The sequence below is a fragment of the Hephaestia sp. MAHUQ-44 genome (genome assembly GCF_023806085.1).
Lineage (GTDB): Bacteria > Pseudomonadota > Alphaproteobacteria > Sphingomonadales > Sphingomonadaceae > Sphingomonas.
Map to the genome: position 1 here is coordinate 1 of NZ_JAMSLX010000009.1, position 15,437 is coordinate 15,437.

General features: G+C 66.9%; 13 protein-coding genes and 1 pseudogene. 7 read left to right on the plus strand and 7 right to left on the minus strand.

The annotated features are described in order from the left end of the window. The 4 genes and pseudogenes from NFE57_RS10890 to NFE57_RS10905 form a co-directional block, all read left to right on the plus strand. Positions 1-111 (plus strand): annotated as a pseudogene (locus NFE57_RS10890) (IS630 family transposase); the annotation flags it as partial. 120 nt (positions 112-231) lie between these two features. After that, positions 232-1,578 (plus strand): peptide MFS transporter, encoded by a 1,347-nt coding sequence (locus NFE57_RS10895; RefSeq protein ID WP_252135614.1) that lies wholly within the window; start codon positions 232-234, stop codon positions 1,576-1,578. Between the two features lie 69 nt (positions 1,579-1,647). Then, positions 1,648-4,122, plus strand: coding sequence for a DNA topoisomerase (ATP-hydrolyzing) subunit B (gene gyrB, locus NFE57_RS10900; protein WP_252135615.1), 2,475 nt, complete (start codon positions 1,648-1,650; stop codon positions 4,120-4,122). Between the two features lie 23 nt (positions 4,123-4,145). Further along, the gene (locus tag NFE57_RS10905) at positions 4,146-4,928 is read left to right on the plus strand and encodes a class I SAM-dependent methyltransferase (protein ID WP_252135616.1); all 783 of its coding nucleotides are present in this window, start codon (positions 4,146-4,148) and stop codon (positions 4,926-4,928) included. Between the two features lie 143 nt (positions 4,929-5,071). Here NFE57_RS10905 and NFE57_RS10910 read toward each other — a convergent pair whose 3' ends face one another. Genes NFE57_RS10910 through NFE57_RS10925 form a run of 4 tightly spaced genes read right to left on the minus strand, consistent with a single transcriptional unit; the run spans position 5,072 to position 8,429 of the window. Beyond that, positions 5,072-5,827 carry an exonuclease domain-containing protein gene (locus NFE57_RS10910; protein ID WP_252135617.1) on the minus strand — a complete coding sequence of 252 codons (756 nt, stop codon included), beginning with the start codon at positions 5,825-5,827 and terminating at the stop codon, positions 5,072-5,074. A 57-nt stretch (positions 5,828-5,884) separates the two neighbouring features. Then, positions 5,885-7,267 (minus strand): phosphoglucomutase/phosphomannomutase PgmG, encoded by a 1,383-nt coding sequence (gene pgmG / locus NFE57_RS10915; protein ID WP_252135618.1) that lies wholly within the window; start codon positions 7,265-7,267, stop codon positions 5,885-5,887. 50 nt (positions 7,268-7,317) lie between these two features. Beyond that, positions 7,318-7,599, minus strand: coding sequence for a DnaJ domain-containing protein (locus NFE57_RS10920; protein ID WP_252135619.1), 282 nt, complete (start codon positions 7,597-7,599; stop codon positions 7,318-7,320). 11 nt (positions 7,600-7,610) lie between these two features. Then, positions 7,611-8,429 (minus strand): division plane positioning ATPase MipZ, encoded by an 819-nt coding sequence (locus NFE57_RS10925; RefSeq protein ID WP_252135620.1) that lies wholly within the window; start codon positions 8,427-8,429, stop codon positions 7,611-7,613. Between the two features lie 62 nt (positions 8,430-8,491). Between NFE57_RS10925 and panC the strand changes: the two genes are divergently transcribed. After that, the gene (panC, locus tag NFE57_RS10930; protein WP_252135621.1) at positions 8,492-9,346 is read left to right on the plus strand and encodes a pantoate--beta-alanine ligase; all 855 of its coding nucleotides are present in this window, start codon (positions 8,492-8,494) and stop codon (positions 9,344-9,346) included. Between the two features lie 72 nt (positions 9,347-9,418). Next, on the plus strand, positions 9,419-9,715 hold the full coding sequence (locus NFE57_RS10935) for an SEL1-like repeat protein (RefSeq protein ID WP_252135622.1): 297 nt from the start codon (positions 9,419-9,421) through the stop codon (positions 9,713-9,715). Between the two features lie 287 nt (positions 9,716-10,002). On the opposite strand, the gene topA is transcribed toward NFE57_RS10935, so the two are convergent. The 3 genes from topA to plsY all read right to left on the minus strand — a co-directional run bounded on the left by topA (position 10,003) and on the right by plsY (position 14,301). Then, positions 10,003-12,558 carry a type I DNA topoisomerase gene (gene topA / locus NFE57_RS10940; RefSeq protein WP_252135623.1) on the minus strand — a complete coding sequence of 852 codons (2,556 nt, stop codon included), beginning with the start codon at positions 12,556-12,558 and terminating at the stop codon, positions 10,003-10,005. A gap of 74 nt (positions 12,559-12,632) precedes the next feature. After that, complete coding sequence (dprA, locus tag NFE57_RS10945) at positions 12,633-13,715, minus strand: DNA-processing protein DprA (RefSeq protein ID WP_252135624.1); 1,083 nt, start codon at positions 13,713-13,715, stop codon at positions 12,633-12,635. Continuing rightward, positions 13,708-14,301 (minus strand): glycerol-3-phosphate 1-O-acyltransferase PlsY, encoded by a 594-nt coding sequence (gene plsY, locus NFE57_RS10950; RefSeq protein WP_252135730.1) that lies wholly within the window; start codon positions 14,299-14,301, stop codon positions 13,708-13,710. Before plsY ends, dprA begins: the two co-directional genes overlap by 8 nt. Before the next feature lie 152 nt (positions 14,302-14,453). Here plsY and murI point away from each other — a divergent pair, with 152 nt between their 5' ends. Further along, positions 14,454-15,248 (plus strand): glutamate racemase, encoded by a 795-nt coding sequence (gene murI / locus NFE57_RS10955; protein ID WP_252135625.1) that lies wholly within the window; start codon positions 14,454-14,456, stop codon positions 15,246-15,248. Positions 15,249-15,437 lie beyond the last annotated feature (189 nt).

Consider the following 15,437-nt stretch of genomic DNA (forward strand, 5'->3'; position numbering starts at 1 on the left):
GCCGAACGATCCCACGAAACAACATGGCGACGCATCGGCACCTTGCTCGACGCCTTCCCGCCAGCAGAATGCCGCAACTATCTGCTCAACGCAGGATACGGGTCAGCATGAGGTCATCTGACTCTAATCGAACCGGATCGACGCTAGATTATCCTTTGTTTGCCGTTATTTCCGAGTCGCCAGATGATTTCATCCGGCTCGAAATCACTCCAGGGCGCATGTGGGGGGACGATGACCGCCGGGACTCAGGATCGCGTGTTTTTCGGCCATCCGCGCGGGCTTGCCTATCTCGCCTTCACCGAGGCGTGGGAGCGTTTCTCTTATTACGGCATGACCTCGCTGGTCGTGCTCTACATGGTCCAGCAATTGTTGCTGCCGGGGCATGTCGAGCATGTCATGGGGCTGGCGGCGGTGCGCGGATTGCTCGGGCTCGGGCCGGGCACCTCCGATCAGGCGCTCGCGTCGATCATCTTCGGCTGGTATTCGGGGCTGGTCTATTTCACGCCCATCGTCGGCGGATTCGTCGCCGATCGCTGGCTGGGCACGCGCAATACCGTGATCCTGGGCGCGGCGCTGATGAGCGCGGGGCATATCGCGATGGCGTTCGACAGCAGCTTCTTTGTCGCGCTGCTGCTGCTGATCCTCGGGTCGGGCGCGCTCAAGGGCAATATCTCGGCGCAGGTCGGGCGGCTTTACCCGGCGGCCGAGGAATCGCGGCGGACGCAAGGGTACACGATCTTTTCCGCCGGCATCAACGCCGGCGCGGTCGCCGGGCCGCTGGTCTGCGGGCTGCTCGCGGCGCGGTTCGGCTGGCATATCGGCTTCGGCACCGCGGGCGCGTTCATGCTGATCGCGATGCTGACCTATCTCGCCGGGGTGCGGCATCTGCCCGCCGATCGCGGCCCGGCGACGCGCAGCGTCCACCCGCCGATGACCGCGGCCGAGGTGCGGCGTACCTGGGTGTTGATCGCGGTGATCGCGCTGACGGTGCTGCCCAATATCGCCTATCCGATGATCTGGAACGTCGGCATCCTGTGGGCCGCCGAGCACGCTTCGTTGGCGACCCCGATCGGGGCGATCCCGGCATCGTGGTTCAATTCGATCGATGCGCTGGTCAGCATCGTCGCGGTGCCGCCGCTGGTCGCGTACTGGCGCTGGCAGGCGCAGCGCGGGCGCGAGCCGGGCGATCTCGGCAAGATCGCGATCGGCTCGGCGCTCGCGGGGGTATCGGCGGCGCTGTTCGCGCTCGGTTCGGCGGTGTATCTGCCGGGGAAGGTGCCCGCCTGGTTCGCGGTGTTGCCGTTTGCGGGGATGGGGGTGGCGTTCCTCTATTTCTGGCCGACGCTGCTCGCGCTGATTTCGCAGGCGGCGCCCGCCAGGGTGAACGCGACGCTGATGGGCGGCGCCTTCCTGTCGCTGTTCGTCGGCTCGGTCGCGATGGGGTGGGTCGGGAGCTATTACGAAGTGCTGGGGCCGACCGCTTTCTGGCTGCTCGATGCCGCGATCGGCGTTGCCGGCGCGCTGATCATCGCGCTCGTCCACCGGCCGCTGGCGCGGGCGCTCGCGCCGGGCCAGTGAACCACCGCAGGCCCGCTGAATCGGCCCATTTTGCTTTCGTTCGGGCGCGTTAATCCCTATATGACCGGCATGACGGACACCCCTGAGCATAAAGATTACGACGCCGAATCCATCAAGGTGCTGAAGGGCCTCGACGCCGTTCGCAAACGGCCGGGCATGTATATCGGCGATACCGACGATGGATCGGGCCTCCACCACATGGTGTTCGAGGTTTCCGACAATGCGATCGACGAGGCGCTGGCCGGGCATTGCGACCGGATTCTGATCACGCTCAACCCCGATGGATCGGTCTCGGTCGAGGATAACGGCCGCGGGATTCCGACCGGAATCCACAAGGAAGAAGGCGTCTCGGCGGCCGAGGTCATCATGACCCAGCTCCATGCCGGCGGCAAATTCGACAATGCGGGCAACGACAATGCCTATAAGGTCTCGGGCGGGTTGCACGGCGTCGGTGTGTCGGTGGTCAACGCGCTGAGTGATTTTCTCGACCTGACGATCTGGCGCCATGACCAGGAGCATTTCATGCGCTTCCGGCACGGCGAGCCGGAGGCGCCGCTTGAGGTCGTGGGGCCTGCCAACGGCAAGAAGGGCACGCGCGTCACCTTTCTGCCGAGCCACGAGACCTTCAAGATCACCGAATTCGATTTCGACAAACTCGAGCACCGCTTTCGCGAACTGGCGTTCCTCAATTCGGGGGTGCGCATCGTGCTTGCCGACGAACGGCGCGAGGAGCGCCGGGAAGTCGAACTGCATTACGAGGGCGGCATCGCCGCGTTCGTGAAATGGCTCGATCGCACCAAGGCGCCGCTGTTCCCCGATCCGATCGCGATCACCGGCCAGCGCGACGATATCGGCATCGAGATCGCGCTCGAATGGAACGACAGCTATTACGAGAACGTCCTCGCCTTCACCAACAACATCCCGCAGCGCGACGGCGGCACGCACATGGCCGCATTCCGCGCCGCGCTGACGCGGACGATCAACAATTACGCCGATAAATCAGGGCTGCTGAAAAAGGAAAAGGTCACGCTGACCGGCGACGACATGCGCGAGGGGTTGTCGGCGATCGTCTCGGTCAAGCTGCCCGATCCCAAGTTCAGCTCGCAGACCAAGGACAAGCTCGTCTCGTCCGAGGTCCGCCAGCCGATGGAAAGCCTGATGGCGGACAAGCTCGCCGAATGGCTCGAGGAGAATCCGGCGCTGGCCAAGGCGGTGGTGGGCAAGGTGATCGATGCCGCCGCCGCGCGCGAGGCCGCCCGCAAGGCGCGCGATCTTACCCGGCGCAAGGGGGTGATGGATATCGCCTCGCTGCCCGGCAAGCTCGCCGACTGCCAGGAGCGCGATCCCGCCAAGTCCGAACTGTTCCTCGTCGAGGGCGATTCGGCCGGGGGCTCGGCCAAGCAGGGCCGCGACCGCCATTTTCAGGCGATCCTTCCGCTGCGCGGCAAGATCCTCAACGTCGAGCGCGCGCGCTTCGATCGGATGCTGTCGTCGCGCGAGATCGGCACGCTGATCCAGGCGATGGGCACCGGGATCGGCCGCGACGATTTCAACATCGAGAAGCTGCGCTATCACAAGGTCGTGATCATGACCGACGCCGATGTCGACGGCGCGCATATCCGCACCCTGCTGCTGACCTTCTTCTATCGCCAGATGCCCGAGATCATCGAGCGCGGGCACCTCTATATCGCCCAGCCGCCGCTCTATAAGGCGACGCGCGGGCGCAGCGAAGTCTATCTCAAGGACGATGCCGCGCTCGACGATTATCTGGTCGAGAACGGCGTTGCGGGATCGATGCTCGAGACGACGGGCGGCGCGCGCTCGGGTGCCGATCTGCACGATCTGGTCAACCATGCGCGGCGGATGCGCACGCTGATGCATTATGTGCCGCGGCGCTACGATCCCGTCATCGTCGAGGCGCTGGCGCTGACCGGGGCGCTCGATCCGCTGGCGTCGCGCGAGGACCGGCTGGAGCGTGCCGCGGCGGTCACCCGGCGGCTCGACCGCGGCGACGAGGGTGCGCGCTGGACGGTGTCGGCGACCGAATTGGGCGGCTATCATTTCGAGCGTTTCTGGCGCGGCGTGACCGACCATCACATCGTCGAGGCAAGCTTCATCGCCTCGGCCGAGGCGCGCAAGCTGCACGCGCTCGCCGCTGAACAGGCCGACAGCTACACCGCCGTGGCCAAGCTGGTCCGCGCCGGCGCCGCGACCGACGCGACCGAGGATGAGGACGAGGTAGAGGCGGTTACCGTCGGCAAGGGCGAGAGCCTGGTGGCGCGACCGAGCCAGTTGCTCGACGCGATCCTCGCGGCCGGGCGCAAGGGGCTGTCGATCCAGCGCTACAAGGGGCTGGGCGAGATGAACGCCGAACAATTGTGGGAAACCACGCTCGATCCCTCCAACCGCTCGATGCTGCGGGTCGAAATCGAGCAAGCCGATATCGCCGACGAGATTTTCACTCGGCTGATGGGCGATGTCGTCGAGCCGCGCCGCGACTTCATCCAGGAGAACGCGCTCAGCGTCGCCAATCTGGACGTGTAACCACGACAAACAGGAGAGGCCCCATGAAGCTGCCGACCATCGTTGCCGCCACCGCTTGCGCGATCTTCGCGCTCGGCGCGTGTACCGGACAGGCCGTCGACGTCGCGAACGCGCAGACCAGCGATCAGGGGGAGAGTGCGGCGACCGAGGCCATCGCTGCGGCGCTCGCCGATCCTGCCCGCGCCGATCAGGCGGGCGACGATGCGCGCCGGCAGGCCGCCGCGGCGCTCGCTTTTTCGGGCGTCAAGGCCGGCGACACGGTGATCGATTACATCCCCGGCGCCGGTTATTGGTCGCGGATTTTCACGGGCATCGTGGGGCCTGAGGGCAAGGTCTATGCGATCTGGCCCGGTGCCGGCGACAAGATCCCGCAGGGGTTGGCCGACCTCAAGGCGAAGAACCTCGCCAACGTCACCGCCGAAACGCTGGCGCCCGATCAGCCGCTGCCGGGCAATGCCGATCTGTTCTGGACCGTCCAGAACTACCACGACATCGCCAACAAGGGCGGCGCCGACGCGCTGATGGCGTTCGACAAGCGCGTGTTCGCGGCGCTCAAGCCCGGTGGCATCTATGTCGTGATCGATCACGCCGCCGAGGCCGGATCGGGGCTGCGCGACACCGATACGCTGCACCGGATCGATCCCGCGATCGTCAAGACTCAGGTGGTGGCCGCCGGGTTCGAGTTCGTCGGCGACAGCGCGGTGCTGGCGCATCCGGCGGACGATCACACGCTCAAGGTGTTCGATCCCAAGGTGCGCGGTGTGACCGACGAGTTCATCTACAAATTCCGCAAGCCGGCGCCGTAGGGCAGCGCCGCTGTCGCCGTCATGCCGGACTGGTTCCGGCATCCAACTCTCCGCGAGCGGCAGCGCTTGCGGTCCGTTGGCCCCCGGAGCAAGTCCGGGGCGACGCGGTGAGATGAGGTGCGGTGGCGGGTACCCGCGCTCGGTTAAAGCAGCGCGCCCTGCAAGGCCTGGCGGCCGACCGGGCCGCCGCCGTGGCGCCGCGCGAGTTCCTGTTCGGCGGTGTAGCGCACGTCCACGTCGCGGTCATAGGTGAAGCCCACCACCACCTCCTCGTCGATCTCACGCCAATCCTTGCCGCGATCGGGGCCGGTGCGCACGCGCGGCAAGAGCCCCGGCAGGCGCGACCATTCGAGCAATTGCGCGAGGCTCGCCTCGCCCAGCATGTCGCGCAGATGGTGCGCGGTCACATAAGCGTCGGGGAAGGCGCGGTGTATGGGCAGGCCGCGTTCGTGCACCAGCCCCTCGGGCTTGCGCCAGTAGCGCAGCACCTGGTTCGAGAAGCTCGGTGAATCGGGCCACAGCCGCATCGCGCATTTCCACGTGCAGATCCAATCGGCGCCGTGGGTGAGCGGCGGGGTGCAGAATTGCTGCTCGAAATCGGCGCGATGCGCGGCGAGCGCGATCCGGCGCGGCCACGGATCGAGCACCTGGCGGGCGACATCGTGCCACCAAGGGGCGTCGGCGACCTGTTCTTCGAGGATATGGTGGATCGCCTGGGTGATCGGCGGAATCGGGCAGCCGGGATTGACGAGGATCGATCCGCCGTCGCCTTCGAGCGCCCAGCGCCCGTCCTCGCCCAGCGCGACATCCTGCCAGCCGATCTCGCACACGCCGTGCGCCGGGGGCGCCGCACCGGTGGTTTCAAGGTCGATAACGCGGATGATCTGACGCGAGGACATGCCCCTAAATGGGCGCCTCGGCGGGCGATTGCCACCCCATTCGCGGCAGGGGCGTTTTTAATGCCCGGCTTGCGGCCCGCGTTCGACGCCCGAGCGTGCGAGTTGATCGTCGATCTGCGCCACCAGCCGGTCGAGCCCTTCCTGGCTGTGCGATTCGGCGCGCGCGACCAGCACGTCCTGCGTGTTCGACGCGCGCAGCAGCCACCAGCCGTCGGGGGTGTTGACGCGGGCGCCGTCGGTGCGGTTGACCTCGGCCCCCGCAGCCTCGAGCCGATCGAGCACGTCGTCGACGATCGCGAACTTGCGCGATTCGTCGACCTGAAAGCGCAGCTCGGGGGTGTTGACCAGTTCGGGCATCTCGCCGCGGATCTGCGTCAGCGGCTTGCCGATCATATGCACCGCGCGGATCAGCCGGACGGCGGCATATTGCGCATCGTCGAAGCCGTAATAATCGTGCGCGAAAAAGATGTGGCCGCTCATCTCGCCCGCCAGCGGCGCGTGCGTCTCGCGCATCTTGGTCTTGATCAGGCTGTGGCCGGTTTTCCACATCAGCGGCTTGCCGCCGAGCTGGGCGATGCGATCGTAGAGCATCTGCGATGCCTTCACATCGGCGATGATCGTCGCGCCGGGCATTTCGCGCAGCACGGGTTCCGCCAGAATGGAGAGAAGCTGATCGCCCCAGATCACGCGGCCTTCGCCGTCGATCGCGCCGATCCGGTCGCCGTCACCATCGAAAGCCAGTCCGAAATCGAGCTTTTTGTCCGCGACGAGCCGCTTCAGATCGGCCAGATTCTTCTCGTCGGTAGGATCGGGATGATGATTGGGGAAATGACCGTCCACCTGGGTGAAGAGCGTATGGTGCTCACCCGGGAGCAATTTTACGAGCTTCTCGATCACCGGGCCGGCGGCGCCGTTGCCCGTGTCCCAGCCGATCCGATAGCTGCCGCCGGCATAGCCGACCATCAGCCGATCGACATAGGCGTCGATGATATCGACGCTCGATACCGTGCCTTCGCCTTCGTCCCAATCGCCCTCGGCGGCCATCCGGCCGAGCTTCTGGATATCCTCGCCGAAAAAGGGCTTGTGCTGAAGCACCATCTTGAAGCCGTTATACTCGGCGGGATTATGGCTGCCGGTTATCTGGATGCCGCCATCCACCTCTAGCGTCGCTTCGGCGTAATAGAGCATCGGCGTGGGGCCCATGCCGATACGGATGACGTCCACGCCCGAGGCCGTCAGCCCGTCGATCAGCGCCCGTTCGAGCTCGGGCGACGAGATGCGCCCGTCATAGCCCACCGCGACACGGCGTCCACCGGCGCGGCGTATGCAGGTGCCGAAGCCGCGCCCGATCGCGGTCGCGTCGGCGGCGCCGAGCGTGGTGCCGACGATGCCGCGAATGTCATATTCGCGCAGGCTGGTGGGATCGAAACGGTGCGTCATGACAACTCCTTGATCAGTCCCCTCGCCAAATCGGCCAGCGCCGGAAAAGTTCAATCGCGGCGTGCCAGCAAGGTATCACGCGCCACATTGATGCGGCGCGCAAGCTCGGTCGACCCGCCGCGATCGGGATGCACCGCAACCATCAGCCGGCGGTGCGCGGCGCGGATCGCCTCCTCATCGGCATCGGCATCGACCCCCAATATCGCGCGTGCCTCGGCCTCGTCGAGGGTGATGGCGAACGTCTGTTGCGCGGGCTTGCGGGGGCGCAGGCCCTTCCACCAGCGCCAGCCGAGATAGCCGATGGCGAGCGCGATGAGGAGCTTGACGATCATTCCCACGCGGCTCAGGCGGTCGCGAACATCGGGATGGTCGGCTCGGGCAGTGCGAGCCCCGCCATCATCTCGCGCAATTCCTGCCGGGCGGCGACGTGGCTCAGCCCCATGTCGCCGAAATCCTTGGCATCGAGCATCGTCAGCCCCTTGGGGAACAATTCGCGATAGATCACGCGCTCGCCGAGCCCGGGAATGATGCGGAAGCCGACCCGTTTGGCGAGCTGGCCCAGCGCCTCTGATACGCGGCGCATGTTGCGCGCCTCGATATGCTGGAGACGGTTCCTGAGCACGACCCAGTCGATCGTCGAGCCGTCCGATTTCGCGCGGACCTTGCGCGCATCCCAGATCAGCTCCGAATAGAAGCTCGGGCGCGTCACCTTGTAGGTATCGGGGTCGACCTGCCCGATCAGATCGAAATCGACGAAACTGTCGTTCATCGGGGTGACCAGCGTGTCGGCGCGCGTGGCGGCGACGCGCGCGAAGCGATCGTCGCGCCCCGGCGTGTCGATCACCAGATAATCGGCATCGGCGGCAAGCCGGGCATAGGCCTCCTCGAACCGTTCCTCGCTCACGCCGTCGTGCGTTTCGTGGATCGGCATCGGCAGCGCGCGGCCGGTGCGGGCCATCGTCGCCGCGCGATTATCCAGATAGCGCCCGGTGGTGCGCTGGCGATGATCGAGATCGAACGCCGCGACGCGCGCGCCCTTGGCCGCCAGCGCGATCGCGACATGGACCGCGGTGGTCGATTTTCCCGTGCCGCCTTTTTCGTTTGCGAACACGATGATGTGCGTTTTTTCCCGCCCCTCAGACAAAACCTGTCGTCGCTCCATGTTGCTCGAACCGCTCGCTCCCCATAGATGGCGCGCTCGACCTTGTCGAAGGATAGTGACGCTTGCTGACGATCCGTGACCTCCCCGCGCTGCGCGAAACGCTCGCCGCCTATGTTTCGGCGGGTGAGCGGATCGCGCTCGTCCCGACGATGGGCGCGCTCCACGCCGGGCATATGGCGCTGATCGAGGCGGCCAAGCCGCTGGCGAACCGGATCGTGGTGTCGATCTTCGTTAACCCCAAGCAATTCGGCGCGGGCGAGGATCTCGATCGCTATCCACGCCGCGAAGGCGCCGACGTGCGGATGCTCAAGGCGGCGGGGGTCGATCTGTTGTGGATGCCCGAGGCCGAGACGATGTACCCGGCGGGGTTCGCCAGCAATATCAGCGTCTCGGGGGTGAGCGAGGTGCTCGACGGCGCCGCGCGGCCGGGCCATTTCGACGGCGTTGCCACCGTCGTCGCCAAATTGTTCAATCAGGTGCGCCCGCAGGTCGCGCTGTTCGGCGAGAAGGATTTCCAGCAGCTCGCGGTGGTGCGCCGGATGGCGAGCGATCTCGACATGGCGGTCGAGATCGTCGGCGTGCCGACCCAGCGCGACGATGACGGTTTGGCGCTGTCCTCACGCAACGTCTATCTCGACGATGAGGATCGGGTGCGCGCGGTGGCGTTGCCGCGCGCGCTCGGGGTTGCGGCGCGCGCGATCGGGCGCGGGGTCGATCCCGTAGACGCGCTCACCGCCGCGCGCGAGATGATGCTTGCGGCGGGTTACGAGGCGATCGATTATGTGACCGTGGTCGATGCCGAGACGTTGCAGCCGTCGGCCGATCTCACACGCCCGCTGCGCGTGCTCGCCGCCGCGCGGATCGGCGGTACGCGGCTGATCGATAATGTGCCCGTCGAGCCGCCCGAACAGGGTTAACCGCGTTAACCATTTGTTGAAACCATCCCGCCAGATTGACGATCAATGTCAATTTTTTGGGGGAGGTTTCTTATGGCCAACCGCCTGAAGACCGCACAATTGCCGATCGAAACCCGGCTGCACAAGGCCGCACATGGCGACAGCAACGCCTGTTTCGATCTCGGCATTTTCTATTCGACTGGCTCGGGCGGCGAGGTGATCGATCTCGTCGAGGCGCACAAATGGTTCAACCTCGCCGCGGTTCACGGCAGCGAGGAAGCGCAGATGTGCCGCGCCGAAATCGCCGAGGACATGAGCGCGCGCGAGATCGCCGAAGCCCAGCGCCAGGCCCGCGCCTGGCTGAGCGCGACCGAGTGCCGCGCGGCCTGAGAAACTTTTTGAGAAATCGCGGAAAGGGCGATTTCCGAGGCGGCACCGGCCCGCTCCCCCACCCGGCCACCCATAGGATAATCGCATTGGGTGGCCGGGTGGGGGAGCGGGCCGGTGCCGCCATGCGCCGAAGGCCGCATTCTCAAACGGGCTCCCAGCCCAACACCAATCGTCATGCCGGACTCGTTCCGGCATCCGACGTGCCGCAGAACATAACCGTCGCGGTGCGCGGCACCTTGGACCCCGGAACAAGTCCGGGGTGACGGATATGGCGCTGATGTCTCTCTTTATTCCGCCGCGACCTTTTTGGGGGCGGCCTTCTTCTTCGCCGGGGCCTTTTTGGCCGCGGGTTTCTTGGCCGCGGGCTTCTTCGCCGCCTTACGGCCCTTCTTTGCCGGCGCCGCGGCCGCGCGCGCATCGATCAGTTGCGCCGCTTCCTCGAGCGTCAGCGCGTCCTTTTCGATCGATTTGGGCAAGGTCGCGTTGGTCGTGCCGTCGGTGACATAGGCGCCGTAGCGGCCCTCCATCAGCTTGATCTCAAGCTCGGTGCGCGGATGGTTGCCGAGCACCTTGAGCGGCTCGCGACCGCCGCGTGCGCGCGGCCCCTTTTCGGCGGCTTCGGCGAGCTTGACGACCGCGGCGTTCATGCCGGTTTCGAACACCTCGGCGGTGCTGCCGAGCCGGGCATATTTGCCGTCATGCTTCAGATACGGCCCATAACGCCCGATCGCCGCTTCGATCGGCAGCCCGGTTTCGGGATGATTGCCGATCACGCGCGGCAGGCTGAGCAGCTTGAGCGCGCTCTCGAGATCGAGCTCGCCGAGATCCTTGGGGATCGAGGCGCGCTTGGCCTCCTTGCCCTCACCGATCTGGAGATAGGGCCCGAACCGGCCGACCTTGCGTTCGACGGGCAGCCCGGTCTCGGGATCGGTGCCGAGCGCCTCGGGGGTGCTGTCTTCCCCCGTCGCGCCGCCGGGCTGGGCGAAAGCGCGGGTGAATTTGCACTCGGGGTAGTTCGAGCAGGCGACGAACGCGCCGTAGCGGCCGCCGCGCAGCGCGAGGCGTCCCTCGCCGCAATTGGGGCACAGCCGCGGATCGCTGCCGTCGGCATTGGCCGGGAACAGATAGTTTTCGAGGAATGTGTCGAGCTCGGCGGTCACTTCGGACGGCTTGAACTCCATGACCTCGGCGGTGCGCGGCTTGAAATCGCGCCAGAACGATTCGAGCACCGCCTGCCACGCCGCGCGCCCGCCCGACACATCGTCGAGCTCGTCCTCGAGATCGGCGGTGAAATCGTATGCGACATATTTCTCGAAGAAGCGTTCGAGAAACGCGGTCAGCAGCCGGCCCGATTCCTCGGCGAAGAAGCGGTTCTTCTCGATCCGCACATAGCTACGGTCCTTGAGCACCTGGATGATCGAGGCATAGGTCGACGGGCGACCGATCCCCAGTTCCTCGAGCCGCTTGACGAGGCTCGCCTCGGAGAAACGCGGCGGCGGCTGGGTGAAATGCTGCTCGGCATCGACGCCCTTTTTGGCCGGTTTGTCGCCCTCGCGCAGCCGCGGCAGGCGCTTGCTGTCTTCGTCCTGACTGTCGTCGCTGCCTTCTTCGTAGAGCGCGAGATAGCCGGGGAAGAGCACAACCTGCCCGGTCGCGCGCAACGCGGTGCGCCCGGTGCCGTCGGTGAGTTCGACACTGGTGCGCTCCATCCGTGCCGAGGCCATCTGGCTCGCCAGCGCGCGCTTCCAGATCAGATCATAGAGTCGCGCGTGATCGCCCGAACCAGCGCGATCCTTGCCGAAATCGGTGGGACGGATCGCCTCGTGCGCTTCCTGCGCATTCTTGGCCTTGGTCTGATATTGGCGTGGCTTGTCGGGCACATAGCTCGCGTCATAGCGATTGGTGACCGCGACGCGCGCTGCCGAGATCGCGCTGCCGTCCATCTGGACGCCGTCGGTGCGCATATAGGTGATCGCGCCGTCCTCGTAGAGGCCTTGCGCGATCCGCATCGTGTGGCTGGCGGAGAAACCGAGCTTGCGCGCGGCTTCCTGCTGGAGCGTCGAGGTGGTGAAGGGCGGCGGCGGGTTGCGCGTCGCGGGCTTGGTCTCGACGCTCTGAACCGTGAAATTGCCGTCCTCGACCGCCTTTTTGGCGGCCATGGCCTGCGCTTCGGCGCCGATCGTCAGCCGATCGATCTTGTCGCCGTTCCAGCGCACCAGTCGCGCGTCGAAGCCCTGCCCGTCGGCCTCGAGATGCGCGGTGATCGACCAATATTCCTGGGGCTTGAAGCCCTCGATCTCGCGTTCGCGCTCGACGATCAGCCGGAGCGCGACCGACTGGACGCGCCCCGCCGATTTGGCGCCCGGCAGCTTGCGCCACAACACTGGCGAGAGCGTGAAGCCGACCAGATAATCGAGCGCGCGGCGCGCGCGATAGGCGTCGATCAGATCGGTATCGAGCGCGCGCGGTGCCTTCATCGCCTCGGTCACCGCCTGTTTGGTGATCGCGTTGAAAGTGACGCGATCGACCGTCTTGGGCAGCGCCCTGCGCTTGGCGAGCACTTCCTGGACGTGCCACGAAATCGCCTCGCCCTCGCGATCGGGGTCGGTCGCGAGGATCAGGCGATCGGCCTTTTTGGCCTCATCGGTGATCGCCTTCAATTGCTTCGCCTTGTCGGCGTAATTTTCCCAATCCATCGCGAACCCGTCGTCGGGGTTCACCGAGCCGTCCTTGGCAGGAAGGTCGCGGACATGGCCGTAGGAGGCGAGGACGCGATAATCGCCGCCCAGGTATTTTTCGATCGTTTTGGCCTTGGCGGGCGATTCGACGATGACAAGCTGCATACAGGCTGGTTTTTCTCTCTCGTGTGTACGCGTGAAGATGGGGGCTGGCGCGACTCGTCGTCAAGCCGTGCCGGTCAGGCGAGGCTGACGCGGCCGCCGGCATGGCGTTCGAGCCGCCCGGCAAGTTCGAGTTCGAGCAGCACCGTCTGCACCGCCGCGGGCGCGAGCCCGGCCTGGCGGATGATCTCGTCGACCGCCACCGGCACCGGCCCGAGCAGCTTTTCCACGCCTCGGCGCGCGGCATCGTCGGCATCGACCGGTGGCGCGGGGGCGTAATCGCTGCCGGGCGCGCGGACCATGCGCGCGTCGATCGGCCGGATCGTCTCGAGCACGTCGGCGGCCGATTGCACCAATGTCGCGCCGTCGCGGATCAGCGTGTTGCAGCCTTGCGCGCGCGGATCGAGCGGGCTGCCGGGCACCGCCATCACCTCGCGCCCGGCCTCGCCCGCCAATCGTGCGGTGATGAGCGAGCCCGAGCGCGGCGCCGCCTCGACCACGACGGTGCCGAGCGCGAGCCCGGCGATGATCCGGTTGCGATAGGGAAAGTGGCGCGCGCGCGGCTCGATGCCGGGCGGCTGTTCGGCGATCAGCAGCCCTTCCTGCGCGATGCGTTCCTGCAAGGCGGCGTTTTCGGGCGGATAGGCGACGTCGATCCCGCCCGCGACGATCGCGATCGTGCCGCCAGCGAGCGCGCCGACATGCGCGGCGGTGTCGATCCCGCGCGCCAGCCCCGAGACCACCGCCACCTCCTCGCGCCCCAATTCGCTGGCGAGCTGCCGTGCGAACCGGCACGCCGCGGCCGAGGCGTTGCGCGCACCGACCATCGCCACCGTGGTGCGCGCCGCCAGCGCCAGATCGCCGCGCCACGTAAGCGCCGCGGGGGCATCGTCGAGCGTGGCGAGCAGCGGTGGATAGGCGGGATCGTCGATAAAGAGATACGCCGCGCCCGCCTTGTCGGTGCGCGCCATCTCGCGTTCGATCGTGCGCGCGTCGGGGATCGCGGGGCCGGCGCCGCCGCCGCGCCGAGCGAGGTCGGGAAGCGCGGCGAGCGCCGATGCCGCGTCGCCGAATCGTGCGATCAACTGGCGATAGGAGACCGGGCCGATCCGGGGCGTGCGGAGAAGGCGGAGCCGCGCGACGTGCGCGGCGTCAGCCACGCGCCCGGCCGAGGCGCGGTTCGGTGCCGTCGAGCAGGCGCCCGATATTGGCGCGGTGCTTCCACACCACGAGCAGCGCGAGCGCGAGCAGCAGCAGCACGAGGTCGAACCGCCCGAGCAGCGCCGCGCTGACCGGCGCGCTGATCGCCGCGACGATCCCGGCGACCGAGGAAATGCGCAGCAGCGCGAGCAATCCCAGCCACACCAGCGCGTAGACAAGCGCGCACGGCCAGTGCAGCGCGAGTACGATCCCCATCAGCGTCGCGACGCCCTTGCCACCGCGAAAGCCGAGCCAGATCGGATAGCAATGGCCGAGGAATGCGGCGGCGGCGGCGAGCAGGCTGTCGCCCGGAAACAGCGCGGCGGCGATCGCGACCGCGGCCCAACCCTTGGCGAGATCGAGCAGCAAGGTCGCGGCTGCCAGCCCCTTGCGGCCGGTGCGCAGCACGTTGGTGGCGCCGATATTGCCCGATCCGATCGCGCGAAGGTCCCCCGCTCCGGCCAGCCGCGTCAGCAGCAGCCCGAACGGAATCGACCCCAGCACATAGCCGAGCAACAGCGCACAAGCGGGTGCGACCCAGAGCATGTCGGTTGCCAAAAGGCCCCCCTTCCTGATCGGGATCATAACCGAAGGTTGGCGTGGCGCAACAATCCACGGGAGACGGTGGGTAAAAGTCGCTATTGCGCGCCGGTCGCTTTGGCTGGCGCCGCCACCATGGCTGCGGTAGGAGCGCGAAGATGGGCGATGAGCGGCCGATACTGGTGTTCGACTCAGGGGTCGGCGGACTTTCGGTGCTCGATTCCGCGCGCGCGCTGCTGCCGCAGGCGTCCTTTGTCTACGCCGCCGACTCGGCGGGTTTTCCTTATGGCACGCGCAGCGAGCGCGAGATCGAGGCGCGCGTGCCCGCGTTGCTGGGGCGGCTCGCCGAACGCTACCAGCCGCGGCTGATCGTGATCGCGTGCAACACCGCCTCGACGATCGCGCTGGCAAGCGTGCGCGCCGCGCTCGACGTGCCGATCGTCGGCACGGTGCCCGCGATCAAGCCCGCCGCCGCGCTCAGCAAGACGCGCACGATCGGCGTGCTCGGCACCAATGCGACGGTGCGTCAGCCCTATGTCGATGATCTTGCGGCGCGATTCGCGGGCGATTGCACGGTGCTGCGCCACGGATCGGCCGCGCTGGTCGAACTGGCCGAGGCCAAATTGCACGGGGTGGCGCTCGATCCGGCGGCGGTGCGCGCCGCGCTGGACGGCTTGTTCGGCCAGCCTGGGGGTGAGGCGATCGACGTGGTCGTCAATGCGTGCACCCATTTTCCGCTGCTCGAACCGGAGCTTGTCGCGGCGGTGCCGCATCGGGTGCGCTTCATCGACGGCAGCGACGGGATCGCGCGACGCATCGCCGCGCTCACCGAGGGTCAGGAATGGCCCGAGTCGCGCGGCGGGATCGCGGTGTTCACGCGGCGCGATCCGTCGCTCCAGGCATTGGCGCCCGCGCTGGAAAGCCGCGGGCTCGACAGAATCGTGTCGCTTTGAAGCGGCCGGTCGAGGTTGGGCGTCGCCAGTGCGAGATCGGCATAGCGGCGCGCCATCACGCGGTGCGCGTGGCGCGCGGTGCAATCGGCCGCGGCGTCGGCAAGCCGCCGTTCCTGCGCCGCGCGGCGCGAGAAATAGGCGTGCTGGTCGATCATTTCAGGGGCGCTCCTCCACAAACGGTGCGCCGCG

What these genes read in the sequence shown, in the direction of transcription:
- NFE57_RS10925 (WP_252135620.1), bottom strand. Translation starts at nt 8,429, where the DNA reads ATGGAGCGACGACAGGTTTTGTCTGAGGGGCGGGAAAAAACGCACATC.
- NFE57_RS10905 (WP_252135616.1), top strand. Translation starts at nt 4,146, where the DNA reads ATGAAGCTGCCGACCATCGTTGCCGCCACCGCTTGCGCGATCTTCGCG.
- NFE57_RS10895 (WP_252135614.1), top strand. Translation starts at nt 232, where the DNA reads ATGACCGCCGGGACTCAGGATCGCGTGTTTTTCGGCCATCCGCGCGGG.
- murI (WP_252135625.1), top strand. Translation starts at nt 14,454, where the DNA reads ATGGGCGATGAGCGGCCGATACTGGTGTTCGACTCAGGGGTCGGCGGA.
- plsY (WP_252135730.1), bottom strand. Translation starts at nt 14,301, where the DNA reads ATGCTCTGGGTCGCACCCGCTTGTGCGCTGTTGCTCGGCTATGTGCTG.
- NFE57_RS10920 (WP_252135619.1), bottom strand. Translation starts at nt 7,599, where the DNA reads ATGATCGTCAAGCTCCTCATCGCGCTCGCCATCGGCTATCTCGGCTGG.
- NFE57_RS10910 (WP_252135617.1), bottom strand. Translation starts at nt 5,827, where the DNA reads ATGTCCTCGCGTCAGATCATCCGCGTTATCGACCTTGAAACCACCGGT.
- NFE57_RS10935 (WP_252135622.1), top strand. Translation starts at nt 9,419, where the DNA reads ATGGCCAACCGCCTGAAGACCGCACAATTGCCGATCGAAACCCGGCTG.
- topA (WP_252135623.1), bottom strand. Translation starts at nt 12,558, where the DNA reads ATGCAGCTTGTCATCGTCGAATCGCCCGCCAAGGCCAAAACGATCGAA.
- gyrB (WP_252135615.1), top strand. Translation starts at nt 1,648, where the DNA reads ATGACGGACACCCCTGAGCATAAAGATTACGACGCCGAATCCATCAAG.
- pgmG (WP_252135618.1), bottom strand. Translation starts at nt 7,267, where the DNA reads ATGACGCACCGTTTCGATCCCACCAGCCTGCGCGAATATGACATTCGC.